Raw genomic sequence first — 16,515 nt, 5'->3', positions numbered from 1 at the left:
TCACGACGCCGGCACCTTGACCTGTTGGCCCGCGGTGATGCCCGGACCGCTGATCTCGACCCGGCCGGAGGTGAACATACCGACTTCCACCGTCACGATCCGCGTGCTGTCGCCGTCGACGACCTCGACACCATACCCGCCGTCTTGCAACGCCAGCAGCGCGAGCACCGGTACTGACAACACGCCAGTGTGTTTGGCCACCGTAAACTGCACCTGCGCCCCGGCGTCCGCCGCCACACCCAGCCGGGCCTGATCGGCCAGGGCGATCAGGGCCTGAGCGGTCGGTTGTGTGTCTGTGGGCTGGTTGGTGGTCGCAGACGCCGCGACCACCTCCGTGACCTTGCCGACGACCCTTGTGCCGTCCGGCAGGACCACGTTGACCTCGGTACCGACCTTCGCAAGGGCGCGGTCGGCGGGGACGAGTGGCACCTGGATCATTCGCGTCGTGCCGGTGACCCCCAGGATGGGGCCGGACGTGTGGCTGCCTTTGAGCGACCGGTGTTCTGCGACGCGCACCGCACCGGGCTGGACAAGGACCTGTCCCGGCTCGACGGCGCCGGTCTGGGGAAGGCCGAGCGCCTTCTGCCAACGGCGTACCGCGGTCGCCGTCTGTTCGGTGTAGGCGGTGTCGATGGCGAAACCCGTGTACCCGAGGGCGACCAGGTTCTCTTTCAGCTCACGGACATCGCTACCGGTCACGCCGGGCGCGAGGCGCCGCCACATCGGCAGGTCGCCGTAGAGCAGGACGACCGGCTGGTTATTCACCGAGTACAGGGGCTGGCCGCGCGACACGGTGCTGCCGACCGGAGTGATGGCGGTGATCACCCCGGATGCCGCCGACTCGACGGGTGTCACCGGCCCATAGGTGACCGAGCCCCGCAACTGGCGGGTGCTGACGAGGTCACCACGAACGACCGGGGCCGTTGCCACCGCGGCGTTGGTCGGCGCGGTAGCGGGACGGTTACGCGCTACCAGGAGGAAGGCAATCGCGACGAGCGCCAATGCCGCGCCGCCAGCCAGTATCGCCCGCTTCACCGCATCCGCGCCGGCATGAGTCGTTGCCCGACCACCGCACTGACCTCCCCAACATCGATGAATCCCAGCCGGCGTGAGTCGAGCCCAGTCGGATTGTCGCCGCTCACCACGAGACGCCTCGGTGGCACGAGGTCGCAGTCCACGATCCGCCGGATGTCAGCCGGCACCGGGTCTCCGGCCACCGCCGCCACCCGCTTGACCAGGTGGACCGGACCTCTGCCGTCGCGGATCGGGTGGCGGAACACCACCACGTCACCAACCGCCGGCCGCCTCCCGGTGAAGGCCAGCAACACGTCGCCGTCGGCGAAGCTCGGCCGCATGCTGTCACCCCGCACAGTGACCACCAGGAGGCGCCGACGCGCGAGTACGACGAGCAGCGCCCCGACAGCCAGCAACCCCATGGCGATCCATACCAGCGTCATGACAGCTACTTCGCACCATCGGTCTTGCGCGCGCAAGTGCTCAGCATCTCGGTCGCCTTGTCCATGTCAGTGCCGGCCGGCGGGGAGAGGAACGGATCGTTTGGATCCGGGTCCGGCCAGTCCGGATACCCGTTCTCGCGCATGCACTTCGCGTTACGGCGCCGCTTCTCGAGGTCTGCCGCCGCCTGAGTCGGATTGAGATCCGCGCCGGGCGCCACCTTCCTGCAAGCAGCATACGCGGCTTTCAGTTGCTCAATGGACCCGTTGTTATTGATCTGCTCCGCGTTCATATCGTCGGAGACATCGACCCCCTGGTCACGCATGCACGCGGCCCAGATCTTGTACTTTTCTCGGGTCTTCGCTTCCTCCTGAGCGGCGTCCAGTGCTGTCGGCGACGCCGAGCCCTTGCCGGGTGTGCCGCCGGTGCAGCCGCTCAGTGCGACAGCGGCGCACAGCATCACCACGGGTATCCAGCGGGCTGTCCGCACCGTCACTGTTCACTCCCTCCGACTGGCCCCACGGCCACTCTGTCATCCTGGTACGCGGAAGCCTGTGCGGTGAACATGTCGCGGTACCGGCCGCCAGCCGTCATCAACTCGTCGTGCGTGCCTTCCGCATCGACGATGCCCCCGTCGAGCACCACGATTTTGTCGGCGCCGCGCAGCGCCGCCAGGCGGTGCGAGACGACGATGCTGGTCCGGCCCGCTCGCATCTCGGTCAGCCGCGCGGTGACGCGCTCCGCGGCCAGCGCGTCCAGCGACGCACAAGGCTCGTCGTGGCAACTGGCCGACGGCGCATGACGGATCGCGTACGCGATCACGCCCGAGAAGATCGCGACCAGCAGCAGAGCCAACCAGTAGACAGCCACCCCACCGAACGACGTCAGCATCCCGAGAGACACCGCTACCTCGGCACAGATCACCAGGACGGCCGTCGACTGCGCCAACTTCCGCCTGGTCAGTCCGACAGCCATGATCGAGGCGACGAAATCACGGAACGCCGCTCCATTTCGACCTTTGCTGATCGCCGAAACCCCGAACACGACCACCAGAAGACAGCGGCAAACGACTATGCCATACACCATTTATTGGCTCCCCCTCACCAGCATTCGGGAGCGTAGCAAGGCGCAGAACCATGGTTCAACAAGGCGGTCCTAGCAAGGGATGGGCGATATCGTTCCTGGATGCGTCTGACCGTTCTCGGCGCCGGCGGGGGTCTGGACCGAGGCCTCGCAGGCCTTCACCTGCTGCCCGATCTCGGGTATGCCACGCTGCCACGGCTGCTGGAGCACGTGGGCGCCGAGCGGGTCGACGCCGTCTCGTCACGCACGGGCATCCGAACCACTGTGCCGACCTGACGCGGCCGGCGTGGAGCGCGCGTGAAACAGGTCTCCAGATCGCTGAGATAGCAGTGAACAGGACGTTGGCGGCGGTGGTGACGGCCTCTACACCACAGGAGCCGCGTGTCCGGCGTTCGTCAGTTGTTCGCTGTTGTGGCACCGGCTCGACGCGCACCCGCGGTCCAATCGTTGTCCTCAGGTGGAGGGGGAAGCAGGTACGCGGCGCGGCGCGGCGCGGCGCGGCGCGGCGCGGCGCAGCGCAGCGCCGGCAGCCGCGACCGGACGAACTAGTGGAACTCCTCCTCGATGGCATCCGCCATGCTGTTGCCTCCCCACTTCACCCCTACGGCGTGATCGAGGGGCGATCCGGTTCGGTGGGAGCGAAGATGGATCAGGCGCCAGTGAGCTTGCCAACCGCGAACTGGGCAGCCTGCTGGACCGAGCCGTTGGTCGCGTACTGCAGGTGGGCCACCATGTTGCCGCCGTTGCCGTTGCCACAGATCGCGTCACCAGGGTTGCAGAACTCTTTGGTCTTCGGTCCGTAGACCGGGCTGCGCTGCGCGATGCTCTGGTGCGTGATGCCGAGCGGGTTGCCGAACACGACCACGGCCGCCACTCGTGCAGCGAGGTCGGCCGGGATCGCCGTGCCTTGGGCTACGCCGAACGGGACGCCGATCGCGATATCGGTGACGGTCGCGCCCTGGGAGTATCCCCCGATCACGAACCTGGTGCCCGGGCACGCCGCCGCGACGGTGCTCACGTGCCGGCTCATGTCCGTGGCGCCGGGGCCCGCGCTGGCCTGCGACGCCTCGGCCGCGTAGTTCACGGCGTACGCGTCCACGGTTCGGCCGGGCAGCGCGGAGCGAATCGCGGTCACCAGCGGGGTGCCCAGCACGCCGAGGCCGGGAAGCTCGCCGGTGCCCCGCGCGAACACCACCTCCACGTCGGCGCATTTGCCCGTGCGGTTCGGGGTCGCGGTGGCCGTGGCCGTCGTCGTTGTCGCGGGGGTGCTGGCGGGCGTACCGATGCCGCCTCCGCCCGGGATGGCCGGCCAGGCAGTGGGCCACGACGTCGGGACGGCGGTCGGCCAGGGCGCCGGCTGGGACGCCGACTGGGGCGCCGACTGGGACGCATGGCCCGATCGGCCGCCGTGCCAGAAGAACCAGCGGTGGGCGGGTCCGGCGCTGGACCCACCGCCACCGCCGATCGACGCCGACGCGAACGACGCGGTCAATGCCCCGCCGACGAGCATCGCACTCATCAACACGACGATCGCCGTGAACCTGCGGGACCCTGCGCGCTTCGACCTTTTCACCGACACAGCGTCGCGCCGCCCGGGCTGGTCAAGGAAGTAAGGTACGGGGAACCTTAAGCCGGAATTGAACGTACCGAAAGAATTGGCACTCTGCGTGCAGTAACGACTGCGGCTCCAGTTGTCGATATGCCTGCCTCGCATTTCTTCGCGCCACCAGGCCGATCGGAACACAACGCGTCCGCCTTCGCCGTTTCGGTGTCATAGCGGCAGCGTCGGAGCCTGACTGCCGGCCGGGAGAAATCGCTACGCGAGCGGTTTGCGTGGCGACACCGGGGAAGTGCTCTACTGCCCAAGGGCCGTCCGCCGGCCTTGATCCAGCTTCAGGAGCCCCGTCCGAGGTGGGTCATGAGAATGCGCACCGCTGCGGGCACGTCGCTCATCGCCATCGCCGTCGTCGTCTCGATCATCCTCGTGGGACATCTGCATTATTCGCGACATCTGCACCATTCGAATGGGGCACCGCGACAATCTGGGTTCCACGTGGAGAATGGGCGCCTCTACGATGGCGACGACAACGAGTTCGTCATGCGTGGCGTGGGCCAGAGCCACGCCGACTATCCGGCAAGAACCCCTCGGATGTTCAGCGACGTCAAGGCACTGGGCGCCAACACCGTGCGTGTCGAGTTGTCCACAGGCGTGATTGCGAAAAGAAACGACGCGGCCGATGTCGCGCACGTGATCGCACTGTGCCGGCACAACCGCCTCGTCTGCGTCCTGGTGGTGAACGACACCACGGGGTGGGGTTATCGCAAGGAGGCCATTCCGCAGGCACGGGCAGTGGACTACTGGATCAGCATTCGCAAGGCGCTCATCGGCCAGGAGCGGTACGCCGTCATCGACGTCGCGAACGAACCATACGTCCTCGACAACTTCCGCACCTGGCCCGGCGACACGATGGACTCGATCCGCCGCCTGCGCCGAGCGGGCATCCATCAGACCCTCATGGTCGATGCGCCCGACTGGGGTCAGGACCTGTCATTCACCATGCGGGACAACGCCGCCGGCGTCTTCGCCGCCGATCCGGATCGGAACACCGTCTTCTCCATTCACATATATGGCGCTTTCTGCCGCACCACGAACGTCCACGACTACCTCGGCCGGTACATCCGGGCGAAGCTTCCCATCGCGGTGACCGAGTTCGCGTACACCCACCACGACGGCGACGTCGACGAGGACGCGGTCATGTCCGAGGCGCAGAAGGACCGCATCGGCTATCTCGCCTGGTCCTGGAGCGGCAACAGCGGAGACGTCAGCAACCTCGACATGGTCAAGCAGTTCAACGCCAAGTCGCTCACCTGGTGGGGCCGACGAGTATTCAACGGCCCCAACGGCATCCAGCAGACCTCCCACGAGGCGACCGTCTACACGCAATAGTCTCGGCACTCGCGCGGTCTGTACATCTCATCCGGCGCAGCGTTCTGTCGCGTTCACGACTCCGCGCCAGCGAACAAACCTCCTTCGGGGTGCATCGGAACCAGCGAAACCAAACCGATCGCCTTGACGCCCTGAAGGAGTCCGCCATGCGCGCCCTGCCCATCGCCGCCGTCCTCGCCTCCGCCGTACTGCTGACCGCCTGCACCTCGCCCGAGCACGACAACGGCGACGCGGCCCCCGCCGGCTCCGCTGCGGCACCGGCCACCTCGGCCCCGGTCAGCTCGGCATCGGCCACCTCGGCATCGGCCACCTCGGCCGCCCCAGCCGGCAACGCGAAGGACGTGCTGGGACCGAACGGGCTCGGCGCGCTGAAGCTCGGCATGACCAAGGAACAGGTCATCGCGACCGGGCTGGTCACCGGGCTCACCGGCACGAGCGCCGGCTGCTCGGCCGGGCACCTGAAGGGCGCCCCGAACGGCCTGGGCCTCGTCGTGGTTTCGGACATCCAAGGTGTGGTCGCCATCGAGGCGTCCGGGCCCGCCGTACACACCCCCGAGGGAGTGCACCTCGACATGCCCAGAGCCGAGATGCAGCGCAAGGCGATCGACTGGGGCGGCCCCAAGAACGAGGACGGCATGGGGTACTCGCGGGTGGCCGGCAACGAGCGGGCCCACTACCTGATGGAGATCTCGGTCGGCAGGATCACCCTGCTGACGCTGCAGTACATCCGGCAGGACTGCTACGACAAGATCCCCAACGCCTGAGGCTTCCCCTTTCCAGTTCCCCCTTTTTCTAGTCTCAGGAGAATCCACATGCGCACCACGCCCTTCATCGCCGCTCTGACCTCCGCTCTCCTCCTCGCCGCCTGCGCGTCCCCCGAGCACGAGACCGGCGACGCGGCCCCGGCCGGTACCGCCGCACCCACCACTTCGGCTCCGGCCGTCTCCGCTCCGGCCGCCTCGGCTCTGGCCGCCTCGTCCGCACCTGCTGCCGGCGCGGAGGATGTGCTGGGCCCGAATGGGATCGGCGCGCTCAGGCTCGGCATGACCAAGGAGCAGGCCCTCGCGACCGGGATAGTGACCGCGTTCACCCCGCCGGACCTCAAAGGCTGCATGGGCGGGCACCTGAAGGGGGCCCCGGGGGACACGGGCACCGTCGTGCTCTCAAAGTCGCAGGGCCTGGTCTCCGTCGACGCGTACGGCAGCACCATCCACACGCCCGAGGGCGCGCGCATCGGGATGACCCGCGACGAGCTGACGCGCACGTACGGGGACTGGCAGCCGCTCGACGGCGACGGAGTCGTCAAGGACGGCCGCGGCTACGCCCGGGCGCGCGGCAACGACCTGGCGCGGTACCGGATCGTGACCGTGAACGGCAAGGTGACGGAGCTGAGCCTGATGCTCGTCGACGACGGCTGCTACAAGTAGGCCGACAGCCGCAGGCCGGCGAGGATCCCGTCGGTGCGGTCAACCCCGTCGACCTGCTTGATCTGCACGTAGACGCCGTAGGCCCGCTGCGGCACCGCGAGAACGACCTCGCTGTACGACACCGGTCCGGGGCAGGACTTCCAGCTCCGGACCTGTGCGCTGCCCCCGGCCGCGTTGACCGTGCGGTCGGGCTGCCGCACGCAGGCCTCGTGGTCGGGCAAGGCCGGCGCCACGCCGCCGGCCAGGGCTTCGCTCGCGCCGACGAAGACGCCCGGGTGCGCGCTCGCCGGGTCGGCCCAGGCGGCGAGGTCGGGCGCGACGACGAGGCCCGGCGCGTGGGGGCCGGGCAGCCGCACGGCCGACGGGTTCCAGCCCGCGTCGCGCAGGTGGCCGGCCCAGGCCCGCGGTACCGCGATCGACACCACACTTTCCTTGTCGCGCACCCGCACCCAGCCCGGCGGCGCCGACAGCACCGCCGCCGAGCCCGCGAGGGCCAGCGCCGCCGCGAGCGCGACCGCGGCGCCGCCGACCCGGACCGGCACCCGCGAGGCCCGGTGCCGCCGGGCGCCCTCCCCCATCGATTCGGCCGCCGCGCGCAGGGCGCCGGCCAACTCGGCGGCCGACGCCCACCGCCGGCGCGGGTCCGGGTGCAGCGCCCGGCGGACGATCTCGTCCACTGTGGGTGGCACGCCTGGCCGGCCGCGGGACGGCCGGTCGCCGGGCCCGGGCGGGCGGCCGGTGAGCATGTGGTGCAGGGTCGCGCCGATGCCGTACACGTCGGCGCGCACGTCCAGGCCGAAGCCGGGCCGCGCCTGCTCGGGTGCGGCGTAGCCGGGCGTGCCGGCGGCGATGGTGAAGCCCGACGCGTTGGCCAGCGCCTTGGCCAGCCCGAGGTCCGCGACGAGCACGCGGTCGCGGTCCCGGGCGGGCTGGAAGAGCACGTTGGACGGCTTGAGGTCGCGGTGCAGCACCCCGGCCGCATGCAGCTCCGCCACCCCGCCCGCGATGTCGGCCGCCACGAACAGGGCCTCCCGCACGGGCATCGGCCCGGTCGCGAGCCGGTCCGCGAGCGTGCCGCCGGCGGCGAAGGGCATCACGAGGTACGGCCGGCCGTCGGGCAGCTCGCCCACGTCCAGCACCCGGACCAGCAGCGGCGAGTCGGCCCGGCGCATGATCCGGCCCTCCTCCTCGAAGCGGGCCCGCAGGTCGGCGTGGTACGCCCAGTTGTCCGCCAGCACCTTGATGGCCACGGACGCGTCCAGGGCGTCATCGGCGCCCAGCCACACCGTGGCGAACGCGCCCGCGCCGATCCGCCGCAGCACGCGATATCGACCGATCTTGTTGGGTACTGGCACGCCCGTATTATGAGCCAACACGTACAGCGGACGGGGGCACCGGTGGCGACGGAAGATCTTGACCTGGACCAACTCGCGGCACGCGCGGCCGTCGGCGACACCGCCGCCCGCGACGCGCTGCTGGCCCGCATCAGCCCGCAGGTCATGCGCCAGTGCCAGCGCATCCTCCCCTGCCGCCAGGACGCCGAGGAGGCCTGCCAGGACGCCCTGCTCCAGGTGGCGATGAAGATCTCGACGTTCGACGGCCGCTCGAAGTTCACCACGTGGCTGTACGTCGTGACCGCCAACTGTGCCCGCCAGACGTACCGCTCCCTGAAGCGCCGAGCAAGCGAGCAGGCCACCCCGCAGCTCCCGGTGGACCAGGCCGACCCGCGCACGACGAGCGTCATCGCGGGCTCCCGCCTGGATCTCCTGGACGCCCTGGAGCAGCTGGAGTCCCACCGCCCGGAGCTGGTCGCCCCGCTGGTCCTGCGCGACCTGTGCCAACTCTCCTACGAGGAGATCGCCGGCCACCTGAGCATCCCGTCGGGCACCCTGAAGTCCCGCATCCACGACGCCCGCCGCCACGTCCGCGAACGCCTGAGCTAGTCAACGTTGACCGGGGTCACCCTTGTCGATCTTGCAGTTCTGGTGCCGAGACACTCCGCGAATGCCGGGTTTGTCAGGCACCACAAGTGCAAGATCGATGCGCAGCAAACCCGGCGAACGTGGTGGACACCGCGCTAGCTCAGGCCTGCGCTACCGGCTACGGCCTGAACGGCTGGGCGACGCTGCTGTGGCTGACGCACGCGACTCGGCGCGGCCGGACGGGCCGCCTTCAATGAGGACTCCGAGGCCGTCGAGGACGCGTTGAAGCCCGAATTCGTAGGCGTGTGCAGGGCTGTAGGCGCCACGCTGAGCCGCGCCCGCGGCGGCGCCGACTCGGGCGGCGGTGGGGTACTTGGTCTCGTCGAAGACGCGTGCCAGGAAGGGCGCGTTCACGGCCCACCATTGCTCATCACTCATGGTGCTGTCTCGCTGGATGGCGGCGGCTTCCGCGGCCGAGCGCGCGGAGGCTTGGACGAAGCTCAGCAGGTACGTCAGGGCGGCGTCCATTTCGACGTCGTCGAGCCCGAGATCCGCGAAGGCCGTCAGTTCATGCTCGTATTTGGCCATGAGGCCAGGCCCCAGCGGCGGACGGCTGGCGGAGATCGTCGCCGCCCAAGGATGGTGCTCATACAAGTCGCGGTTCTCCTGGGCGACCGCTTCGACCCGTAACCGCCACGGCTTGCTGGACAGGTCCGTACGCGCCATCTGGGCGTAGACCGCGTCGAGCATCAGGTCGAGCAACTCGGCCTTGCCTGGGACGTAGGTGTACAGCGACATCGGTGCGACACCGAGTGCTTGGGCGACCTGGCGCATCGTCACGGCGTGGACACCTTCGGCGTCTGCCAACTCGATAGCGGCCGCGACAATCCGATCCACGGTCAGGCCCTGGCGGGGGCCCCGCTGGGTGCCTCTGGCACTGGGATCGCGCCAGAGGAGCTCCAGCGTCCGTGCCGGGTCACCAGCGCCGCTCACGTCGTTCGCCATAGCAACGTCCTCCGAAACTTTCACCGTACGACGTACACTGTACAATGTACGAAGATAATCTGCACCGAGAGGGGCCTCATGAGGATCAGCTCGTCGGCCGTGTCGCTCAACGTCGAAGACGTCGCCGCGTCCAGCAAGTTCCTGACCACCCACTTCGGCTTCCAGGAGGAGATGGCTGCTGACGGCTTCGCCTCGCTTACCCGTGACGATGCCGGGATGAACGTCGTCTTCCTGCGGCGGGGCCTGGAGTCGCTGCCGGAGGACCAGCGCAACGACCACGCCGCCGGACTGATCCTCGCCTTCGTCGTCGACGACCTCGAAGGTGAGCTGGCCCGTCTGCGGGCCGAGGGCGTCCGCATCACCATGCCGCTGACGGCCGAGGAGTGGGGAGAGCGCGCCTTCCAGGTCAGAGACCCCAACGGCGTCATCATCCAGCTCGTCGACTGGAATGCGCCTACCGGCGACTGACGGTCCGCGACAACGGCGGCGGCTTCATCGCGGACCGCCTCACCCCGACGCCGGCCAGCTGGGCCCGGGTCACCGAGGTCGAGTTGATCCGTTGGGCCGCCGCCTTCGGCGGTTGACGACGAGCACCGCGCCGACAACGGCGCCGAACAGGGCCGCGCCGCCGTGGATGTCACCGAGGACGAGCAGTACGAGCGCGACAAGCAGGCTCACGATGGCCGGCAGCCGGCTTCTGGGGCCGGTTTCGAGCAGGAGCGCCGCCACCGCGAGGGACGCGGCGGAACCGAAGATGACGAGCGAGGTGCCCGCGCCGACAGGTTGAACCACAAGGCCCCAGAGGTCACCCAGCACCTGAACGGTGAGGGCGAGGACGACCCATCGAGCCGGACCCCAGTGCTGTTCGGCGAGCGCGCCAAGGACGGCGAGGGTCAGGAGGTTGAAGATCGTGCCGGGCCAGCCGCTGTCCTGAACGACGAACGACGTCACGAGACGCCACAGCTGCCCGTCGCCGATCGCCGCCCGGTCCCGCCGGAGCGCCTCGAACAGCGCGGGCGCGAGTGTGAGCTGCAGCAGGGAGGGCACCGCGACGAGCACGAACGCGGCCATGGTGGCGATCGGTGGTCGTGGCGCTGCGCCGGGCGCCTGCGAGCCACGCAGTCCGGCACCGGCCACCCCGGCAGTCACGAGCAACAAGACATAGAGGACGGTCACAACGGCATCCACGCGACCATCCTGGCTCATGGCCGTCGCCACCGTAAGCCGGACGGCCTTGGCGAGGTCACTCGGGCCGCCTTGCCAAGGCCGCGCGGGGTCGCTCGCGCCGCCTTGCGTGGCCGGGTGACGCTTGCGGTATGCGAAGCGGCTCGGCGGGGCCGAGGAGGGTCGCCGCGCGGCCGACCTCGAGTTGCTCGCCGCAGCCAACATGCGCAGGACGCAGGACTGGGAGTCACTGCTGCTGCTCGGCGACGCGACGACCGTGGAGGCCGGACGGCGCTGGCGTGACGCCGTGACGCAAACCGAGCGTGTCGCCTGGGCCGAGCCTCGGGACGCCGCCGCATGGCAGGCCGCCCTCGACGAAAGCGACCTCGCCCGCGACGCATTCCACGTCGCGGCCCGGCATGGGCTCGGCGTCAGCGGCGGATCCGTCGAGCAATTCCACCACCTCCGCGCCAGGCGATAGACGGGCGTCACGACCTACATAGCGGCACGGCTCGCATCGGGACGCAACCGGTTGAAGACGTCGTCGAGGAAGTCCGCGCCGGCCTCGGTGAGGGTGCCGACCTCGACGGAGGCGCCGGTGAAGACGTGACCCGCGCCTTCGACGGGCAGCACGTCACACCGAACACCCTGCGCTCGCAGCGCTTCGGCAAAGCCGACGGCCTCCGCGAACGGAACGGTCTCGTCCTCGGTGCCATGGACGAGCAGGAACGGCGGCGCGTCCGGGTGGATGTTATGCAGCGGGCTCGCGAGCCGCGCGAAGGCCGTGCGCTCGGCCAGCGGCCCACCAAGAAGAGCCGCCGGTTCCGTGAACGGGTCGTCCTGGTCTCGCAGGTTGGAGAGGTCGACTGGGCCGTACCAGAGGATGACGGCCTGGACCGCGGCGTCACCGGTGCCGGTGAGCCCGGCGATCCCCGCGAGCTGACCACCGGCTGATTCACCCAGCAGGGCGAAGCGACCCGGGTCGATTCGCAGCGCCGAGGCATGGTGGCGCAGCCAATGGATGGCCGCGTTGATGTCAGCCTGCTGCGCGGGGTAGGTGGCCTCCAGCGCCAGCCGGTAGTCGACATCGGCGACGGCGTAACCTCGGGCCACCATGCGCTCGTGGAACCGCTGATCCACGGTCCATACCCGGCTGCCGGTCACCCAGCCCCCGCCGTGGATCCAGAGCAGGACCGGGAACGGGCCATCGCCTGGCGGCACATGCAGGTCGAGGTGCAACGGGCGATACCCGAGCGGGGTCGAGACCACGCAGTTGGCGTGGGTGAGCGTCGTGCGCGGTTCGGGAATGGGATGAAAATCGGTCACGGGCTCCACTTTCTCGTTTGGGGTCGGTCTTGGCTTGCTACGAGTGTCAGTCTTGAGAGGTCGTTGTTGCAGTCTGGGCGAGATCAAGCTGCTCAGACAGCAGGAATCCACCACCTCAAATCGGTTGCCATCGGGCTTCCTTGTGACGTTGTGAGCGTGACCTCGGATCCAGACACCGTGCCGCTGCCTGATCGCCGCCTGGTCGATCCCAGCGTGGTTCGACGGCTGATCGCCAGGCAGTTCCCGCAGTGGGCCCACCTCCCCGTCCGGCCCGTCGCGGCCAACGGTTGGGACAACCAGACCTTTCATCTCGGTGACCGCATGTCGATACGGCTGCCCACTGCTCGGGAGTATGCACTGGCGGTCGACAAGGAGCACCGATGGCTCCCGATACTTGCGCCACGGGTACCGCTACCAATATCCAAGCCGTTGGCGAAGGGCCAGCCCGGCGATGGGTTTGCCTTCCACTGGTCGGTGTATGAGTGGCTCGACGGCGACCCCGCCGGTATCGACACTATCGGCGACCTGACCGAGTTCGCGGACAGCCTGGCCGCCTTCCTGGTCGCGCTGCGACGCGTCGATCCGACCGGAGGGCCCGAGCCGGGGCCGCACAACTGGTTCCGTGGTGCGTCGCTGCGGGTCTACGACGCGCAGACGCGACGGGCGGTCGAGGTGCTCGATGGTCGAGTACCCCGGGACACGGTCACGGCGGTTTGGCAGTCGGCGCTGGGTGCGCCCTGGGACAGCCGACCAGTGTGGTTCCACGGCGACGTGGCGCTGGGGAACCTCCTGGTCCGTGACGGCGCGTTGGCCGCCGTCATCGACTTCGGCACCTGCGGTGTCGGCGACCCCGCGTGCGACCTTGTGATCGCCTGGACACTCCTGTCGGGAGCGAGCCGTGAAGCGTTCCGCACCAGGCTCGACGTGGACCCGATGACGTGGGCCCGTGGGCGGGGGTGGGCGCTGTGGAAGGCATTGATCATCTACGCCGGTGCGCTGCACAGCGACCATGCCGCGGCCGCGGAGGCGAAACGCGTCATCGACGAGGTGCTGAGCGAGTACGCGGAATCCGGTTGAAAGACGACCGTGGCCGCGGCGCCCTCGTTCGTAGGTCGCCGTAGACGTCAGGCGGACGCCGAGAGCTGGATCACCTCGATCTGGCCGTTCAGAAGGACCGGACCGGCGGCGTACGGAACCAGCAGCGTGTCCCCCCGCCGGAGCGACAGGTCATCGTTCTCGCCGATCAGCCTACCCTCGCCGGCCACCACGACCAGAACGCTGAAGCCACGTTCCAGACGGTCGCCGCCGTGCAGGCGGCGGGCGGCGAAGAACTCGTCCGCGGCCTCGGGCAGCAGTCGCGCCGCAGTACCGCGCAGTTCGTCGAGGCGCGACGGCGTCCAGGCGCCGCGGTCGACGCACTGCAGGGCCAGGTCGTAGCCGAGGCCCAGGTGGCCGGGGGCGAGGCCCAGGCTTTCGTACTCCAGCAGCACCGAGAAGTCGGTCGGCTCCTGGACCTCGACCAGCAGGATGCCGTCGCCGATCGCGTGCGGCAGGCCGGCCGGGCAGAGGATCGCGTCCCCGGCCGCGACGGGGATCTTGTTGGTGGCGGCGAGCATCGTCTCGGTCTTCTGCCCGTGCACCCAGCCGGCCAGCTCGGCGGCCTCCACATCGCGGGCGAAGCCCAGATGGACGTACGCGTCGGGTCGCGCGGAGATGATCACCCAGGCCTCGGCCTTCCCGTACGGCGAGGCGAGATGCTCGGTGGCGAAGCGACGGTCCGGGTGCACGTGCAAGGGCAGCCGCTGACCGGCGTCGAGCAGCTTCACCAGTATGCCGGTGTCGGTGCGTTCCGGGCCGAGCCACCAGCGCGGGTCCGCGGCGATCGCCTCGGCCAGCACGCGGCCGTCGGCCAGGGTGGACAGCCCGGACGGGGCGAGCCCGAACCGGCTGGTCACCGAGCCCACCCAGTCCTCGGGGCGGTCGGGCAGCGCCGGCACGTTGCGGAACTCGGCGATCCGGCCGGCGCCGCGATAGAACGTCTCGGGCTGGTTGGCGGGCAGTACCTCGACGGTCATCGGTTTCCCTTCAGGGCTAACTCGGCGAGGAATCCGCCGACGAACGTGTCGCCGAGCCCGACGGTGGTGGGGTTCTGGACGTCGAGCGCGAAGCTGGGGACACAATCGACGGCCTTGCCCATGTGCGAGCGCAACGCCGCCGCGAAGGCGACGGACTCGGACCGCCGCGGCAGCCGGCGCAGGCGCTCGACGTCCTCGTCGGTGAAGTCGTCGCCGTGGCAGTAGCGGGTGGCGGCCATGACGGTGCCGGTGTCGAGGGCGTCGGCGTATTCGCCCGCGCCGAGCGCCGCGGCCCAGTACTTCGTGTGCAGCACCAGCGTCGGCACCGGGATGAGCGCGTGCACCGCCGTGAGCGCCTCCGCGACGTCCTCGGCCGAGAGCAGGTCGACCGGGCGCCCGAGGTACGACTGCAGCTCGTCCTCGTTCAGTCCGTACACGTCGATCTCGCCGAGCAGCGCGTCGCGGACCCGGCGGCTGAAGGCGGGCTCGTGATACGCCGCGTCCTCGAAGTAGGTCACCGCCCCGGACGGCAGCTGCCGCATGTGCCCTTTCAGGGAGGCGAGCCGCTCGTCGAGCTCCGCCTCGTCGAGCATGGCGTTGAGTCCAGAGATCAGGAAGACGTCCGCCTTGGCCAGCCGGTCGCCGAGATCGCCGGTGAGCAGCATGGCGCCGTTCGCCGGGTCGTTGACGTAGATCAGGCGGTTCGGGAACGGCGCGGTGATGTCGATGTCGCTCGCCCGGACCCGCAGGCCCTTGTCGTATTGAACGATCAGGTGCGGATAGAAGGTGTCCCCGGCGCCGCTGTTGGTGTACTCGCTGTCCACCGGCAGCAGCCGGCGGAAGGTGTCGTTGACGCTGACCAGGTGCAGCGTTGACGGCACGCCGAGCCGGCTCATCAGGATCCCGGCCCGCACCGAGGTGCCGCCCAGGGTCTCCCGATGCGGGAACCGGTTCGCGAAGGTCGGCAGCGCCGGGGCGGAGGCGACGAAGTGCTCGCCGCCTCCGCCCCGGGCCACGTATCCGAGGATCGACACCACGAGGTCCCGCTCGCTGGTCACCCTGGCCGGCGACGTCAGTTCCGCGGCGACGATGCCGTACCCGGCGACAAGCTGTTCCAGGACACCGGCGGTCAGCTTCAACTCGTAGTCGACGCAACCGCCGAGGCCCAGGACTACACGGGACGCGTCGGCCATGTCAGTAGAGCGAGCCCTTGCCGGCGGCGCCGAACAGCTCGATCTTCTGCGCGGCGACCACCTTCATGGCCTCGATGCAGGCGGGCTGGATGGCGTTCGGCTCGCGCAGCTTCGCGTCGTTGCCCAGCACCTCGCGCATCTTGTCGTGGTAGGCGAGCTTGATGTCGGTGGAGATGTTGATCTTGTTGATGCCGATCCGCGCGGCTTCTCGGATCTCGTCGTCCGGGTTGCCGGAGCCGCCGTGCAGCACCAGCGGGATCTGCACCCGGCTCTTGATCTCCTTGAGCAGGTCGAGCTTCAACTCCGGCTTGAGGTGGGCCGGGTAGAGGCCGTGGAACGTGCCGATCGCCACGGCGAGGCTGTCCACGCCGGTCTGCTCGACGAACGTGACCGCATCGTCGGGGTCGGTGTAGACGATCTCGGCGGCGCCCGCCTCGGCGTAGGTGTCGTTCCCGCCGATCGTGCCGAGCTCGCCCTCCACCGACACGCCGAGAACGTGCGCGGAGTCGGTGACCTTCTTGGTGATCGCGATGTTCTCCTCGAACGGCTTCAGCGAGCCGTCGATCATCACGGACGTGAAGCCGTACTGGATCGCCTGCAGGATCTGCTCGTAGGTGGCGCCGTGATCCCAGTGGATCGCGATCGGGACGCTCGAGTTGTGCGACCGCTCGACGATGCCGGCGATCATCTCGCGGCCGATGTGCCGGACCTCGTCCGGGTGGATCGCGATGATCAGGGGGGAGTTCGTCTCCTCGCTGATCTCCACGATCCCCTTGAGCATCGCCCAGTCGCTGATGTTGAAGGCGGGCACGGCGAAGCTGTGCTCGTTGGCGACGTCCAGGATCGCCTTGCCGGTCGTCAGCATTTCTGCGTTTCTCCTTTTGGGGTTACTGCCTTTGCCTGACCGCCTTTTGCGGT

The 16,515-nt window shown here is 69.2% G+C and carries 21 protein-coding genes; 9 read left to right on the top strand and 12 right to left on the bottom strand.

The features are described 5' to 3' along the window. The 4 genes from AB0367_RS00295 to AB0367_RS00280 are packed head-to-tail and all read right to left on the bottom strand — an operon-like array spanning position 1 to position 2,541. On the bottom strand, positions 1-1,002 hold the full coding sequence (locus tag AB0367_RS00295) for a peptidoglycan-binding domain-containing protein (RefSeq protein WP_366223980.1): 1,002 nt from the start codon (positions 1,000-1,002) through the stop codon (positions 1-3). Between the two features lie 29 nt (positions 1,003-1,031). Further along, positions 1,032-1,457: a S26 family signal peptidase gene (locus AB0367_RS00290; RefSeq protein WP_366223979.1), complete on the bottom strand. Its 426-nt coding sequence runs from the start codon at positions 1,455-1,457 to the stop codon at positions 1,032-1,034. A 5-nt stretch (positions 1,458-1,462) separates the two neighbouring features. Continuing rightward, positions 1,463-1,951 (bottom strand): hypothetical protein, encoded by a 489-nt coding sequence (locus AB0367_RS00285; protein ID WP_366223978.1) that lies wholly within the window; start codon positions 1,949-1,951, stop codon positions 1,463-1,465. Continuing rightward, positions 1,948-2,541, bottom strand: coding sequence for a MauE/DoxX family redox-associated membrane protein (locus AB0367_RS00280; RefSeq protein WP_366223977.1), 594 nt, complete (start codon positions 2,539-2,541; stop codon positions 1,948-1,950). Before AB0367_RS00280 ends, AB0367_RS00285 begins: the two co-directional genes overlap by 4 nt. Positions 2,542-2,640: 99 nt before the next feature. Between AB0367_RS00280 and AB0367_RS00275 the strand changes: the two genes are divergently transcribed. Then, positions 2,641-2,814: a hypothetical protein gene (locus AB0367_RS00275; RefSeq protein ID WP_366223976.1), complete on the top strand. Its 174-nt coding sequence runs from the start codon at positions 2,641-2,643 to the stop codon at positions 2,812-2,814. A 373-nt stretch (positions 2,815-3,187) separates the two neighbouring features. On the opposite strand, the gene AB0367_RS00270 is transcribed toward AB0367_RS00275, so the two are convergent. Beyond that, positions 3,188-3,739, bottom strand: coding sequence for a cutinase family protein (locus tag AB0367_RS00270; RefSeq protein WP_366223975.1), 552 nt, complete (start codon positions 3,737-3,739; stop codon positions 3,188-3,190). Between the two features lie 16 nt (positions 3,740-3,755). Here AB0367_RS00270 and AB0367_RS00265 point away from each other — a divergent pair, with 16 nt between their 5' ends. The 4 genes from AB0367_RS00265 to AB0367_RS00250 all read left to right on the top strand — a co-directional run bounded on the left by AB0367_RS00265 (position 3,756) and on the right by AB0367_RS00250 (position 6,912). Next, a complete protein-coding gene (locus AB0367_RS00265) occupies positions 3,756-4,151 on the top strand; it encodes a hypothetical protein (protein ID WP_366223974.1) in 396 nt (131 codons plus the stop codon). A 305-nt stretch (positions 4,152-4,456) separates the two neighbouring features. Beyond that, a complete protein-coding gene (locus tag AB0367_RS00260; protein ID WP_366223973.1) occupies positions 4,457-5,485 on the top strand; it encodes a cellulase family glycosylhydrolase in 1,029 nt (342 codons plus the stop codon). 146 nt (positions 5,486-5,631) lie between these two features. Continuing rightward, positions 5,632-6,249: a hypothetical protein gene (locus tag AB0367_RS00255; RefSeq protein WP_366223972.1), complete on the top strand. Its 618-nt coding sequence runs from the start codon at positions 5,632-5,634 to the stop codon at positions 6,247-6,249. A 48-nt stretch (positions 6,250-6,297) separates the two neighbouring features. Continuing rightward, positions 6,298-6,912, top strand: coding sequence for a hypothetical protein (locus tag AB0367_RS00250; RefSeq protein ID WP_366223971.1), 615 nt, complete (start codon positions 6,298-6,300; stop codon positions 6,910-6,912). On the opposite strand, the gene AB0367_RS00245 is transcribed toward AB0367_RS00250, so the two are convergent. After that, positions 6,903-8,267, bottom strand: a complete 1,365-nt coding sequence (locus AB0367_RS00245) for a serine/threonine-protein kinase (protein WP_366223970.1) — start codon at positions 8,265-8,267, stop codon at positions 6,903-6,905. The genes AB0367_RS00250 and AB0367_RS00245 overlap by 10 nt on opposite strands. A 42-nt stretch (positions 8,268-8,309) precedes the next feature. On the opposite strand from AB0367_RS00245, the gene AB0367_RS00240 reads away from it, so the two are divergent. After that, entirely contained in the window at positions 8,310-8,855 is a 546-nt protein-coding gene (locus AB0367_RS00240; RefSeq protein ID WP_366223969.1) for an RNA polymerase sigma factor, read from the top strand. A 150-nt stretch (positions 8,856-9,005) separates the two neighbouring features. On the opposite strand, the gene AB0367_RS00235 is transcribed toward AB0367_RS00240, so the two are convergent. Continuing rightward, complete coding sequence (locus tag AB0367_RS00235; protein WP_366223968.1) at positions 9,006-9,839, bottom strand: TetR/AcrR family transcriptional regulator; 834 nt, start codon at positions 9,837-9,839, stop codon at positions 9,006-9,008. Between the two features lie 78 nt (positions 9,840-9,917). Between AB0367_RS00235 and AB0367_RS00230 the strand changes: the two genes are divergently transcribed. Next, positions 9,918-10,307 (top strand): VOC family protein, encoded by a 390-nt coding sequence (locus AB0367_RS00230; RefSeq protein ID WP_366223967.1) that lies wholly within the window; start codon positions 9,918-9,920, stop codon positions 10,305-10,307. A 69-nt stretch (positions 10,308-10,376) separates the two neighbouring features. Here the strand turns inward: AB0367_RS00230 and AB0367_RS00225 are convergent, their stop codons facing one another. Continuing rightward, positions 10,377-11,027, bottom strand: coding sequence for a rhomboid family intramembrane serine protease (locus tag AB0367_RS00225; RefSeq protein WP_366223966.1), 651 nt, complete (start codon positions 11,025-11,027; stop codon positions 10,377-10,379). Between the two features lie 121 nt (positions 11,028-11,148). Between AB0367_RS00225 and AB0367_RS00220 the strand changes: the two genes are divergently transcribed. After that, entirely contained in the window at positions 11,149-11,484 is a 336-nt protein-coding gene (locus AB0367_RS00220) for a hypothetical protein (protein WP_366223965.1), read from the top strand. A 14-nt stretch (positions 11,485-11,498) separates the two neighbouring features. On the opposite strand, the gene AB0367_RS00215 is transcribed toward AB0367_RS00220, so the two are convergent. Next, positions 11,499-12,707 carry an alpha/beta hydrolase gene (locus AB0367_RS00215; RefSeq protein ID WP_366223964.1) on the bottom strand — a complete coding sequence of 403 codons (1,209 nt, stop codon included), beginning with the start codon at positions 12,705-12,707 and terminating at the stop codon, positions 11,499-11,501. Here AB0367_RS00215 and AB0367_RS00210 point away from each other — a divergent pair. Further along, positions 12,651-13,406, top strand: coding sequence for an aminoglycoside phosphotransferase family protein (locus AB0367_RS00210; RefSeq protein ID WP_366223963.1), 756 nt, complete (start codon positions 12,651-12,653; stop codon positions 13,404-13,406). The genes AB0367_RS00215 and AB0367_RS00210 overlap by 57 nt on opposite strands. Positions 13,407-13,453: 47 nt before the next feature. Here the strand turns inward: AB0367_RS00210 and AB0367_RS00205 are convergent, their stop codons facing one another. The 3 genes from AB0367_RS00205 to AB0367_RS00195 are packed head-to-tail and all read right to left on the bottom strand — an operon-like array spanning position 13,454 to position 16,462. After that, complete coding sequence (locus AB0367_RS00205; protein ID WP_366223962.1) at positions 13,454-14,404, bottom strand: class I mannose-6-phosphate isomerase; 951 nt, start codon at positions 14,402-14,404, stop codon at positions 13,454-13,456. Next, positions 14,401-15,597: an ADP-dependent glucokinase/phosphofructokinase gene (locus AB0367_RS00200; protein WP_366223961.1), complete on the bottom strand. Its 1,197-nt coding sequence runs from the start codon at positions 15,595-15,597 to the stop codon at positions 14,401-14,403. The genes AB0367_RS00205 and AB0367_RS00200 overlap by 4 nt, the downstream gene beginning before the upstream one ends. Position 15,598: 1 nt before the next feature. Further along, complete coding sequence (locus AB0367_RS00195; RefSeq protein WP_366223960.1) at positions 15,599-16,462, bottom strand: ketose-bisphosphate aldolase; 864 nt, start codon at positions 16,460-16,462, stop codon at positions 15,599-15,601. Positions 16,463-16,515: the final 53 nt, after the last annotated feature.

Source organism: Dactylosporangium sp. NPDC051484, assembly GCF_040689395.1.
Taxonomy (GTDB): domain Bacteria; phylum Actinomycetota; class Actinomycetes; order Mycobacteriales; family Micromonosporaceae; genus Dactylosporangium.
Note: the sequence above shows the minus strand (reverse complement) of the source record. Positions and strands in the feature narration are given on the sequence as shown.

What these genes read in the sequence shown, in the direction of transcription:
- AB0367_RS00280 (WP_366223977.1), bottom strand. Translation starts at nt 2,541, where the DNA reads ATGGTGTATGGCATAGTCGTTTGCCGCTGTCTTCTGGTGGTCGTGTTC.
- AB0367_RS00250 (WP_366223971.1), top strand. Translation starts at nt 6,298, where the DNA reads ATGCGCACCACGCCCTTCATCGCCGCTCTGACCTCCGCTCTCCTCCTC.
- AB0367_RS00260 (WP_366223973.1), top strand. Translation starts at nt 4,457, where the DNA reads ATGAGAATGCGCACCGCTGCGGGCACGTCGCTCATCGCCATCGCCGTC.
- AB0367_RS00290 (WP_366223979.1), bottom strand. Translation starts at nt 1,457, where the DNA reads ATGACGCTGGTATGGATCGCCATGGGGTTGCTGGCTGTCGGGGCGCTG.
- AB0367_RS00205 (WP_366223962.1), bottom strand. Translation starts at nt 14,404, where the DNA reads ATGACCGTCGAGGTACTGCCCGCCAACCAGCCCGAGACGTTCTATCGC.
- AB0367_RS00230 (WP_366223967.1), top strand. Translation starts at nt 9,918, where the DNA reads ATGAGGATCAGCTCGTCGGCCGTGTCGCTCAACGTCGAAGACGTCGCC.
- AB0367_RS00195 (WP_366223960.1), bottom strand. Translation starts at nt 16,462, where the DNA reads ATGCTGACGACCGGCAAGGCGATCCTGGACGTCGCCAACGAGCACAGC.
- AB0367_RS00200 (WP_366223961.1), bottom strand. Translation starts at nt 15,597, where the DNA reads ATGGCCGACGCGTCCCGTGTAGTCCTGGGCCTCGGCGGTTGCGTCGAC.
- AB0367_RS00210 (WP_366223963.1), top strand. Translation starts at nt 12,651, where the DNA reads ATGTCGATACGGCTGCCCACTGCTCGGGAGTATGCACTGGCGGTCGAC.
- AB0367_RS00235 (WP_366223968.1), bottom strand. Translation starts at nt 9,839, where the DNA reads ATGGCGAACGACGTGAGCGGCGCTGGTGACCCGGCACGGACGCTGGAG.
- AB0367_RS00275 (WP_366223976.1), top strand. Translation starts at nt 2,641, where the DNA reads ATGCGTCTGACCGTTCTCGGCGCCGGCGGGGGTCTGGACCGAGGCCTC.
- AB0367_RS00255 (WP_366223972.1), top strand. Translation starts at nt 5,632, where the DNA reads ATGCGCGCCCTGCCCATCGCCGCCGTCCTCGCCTCCGCCGTACTGCTG.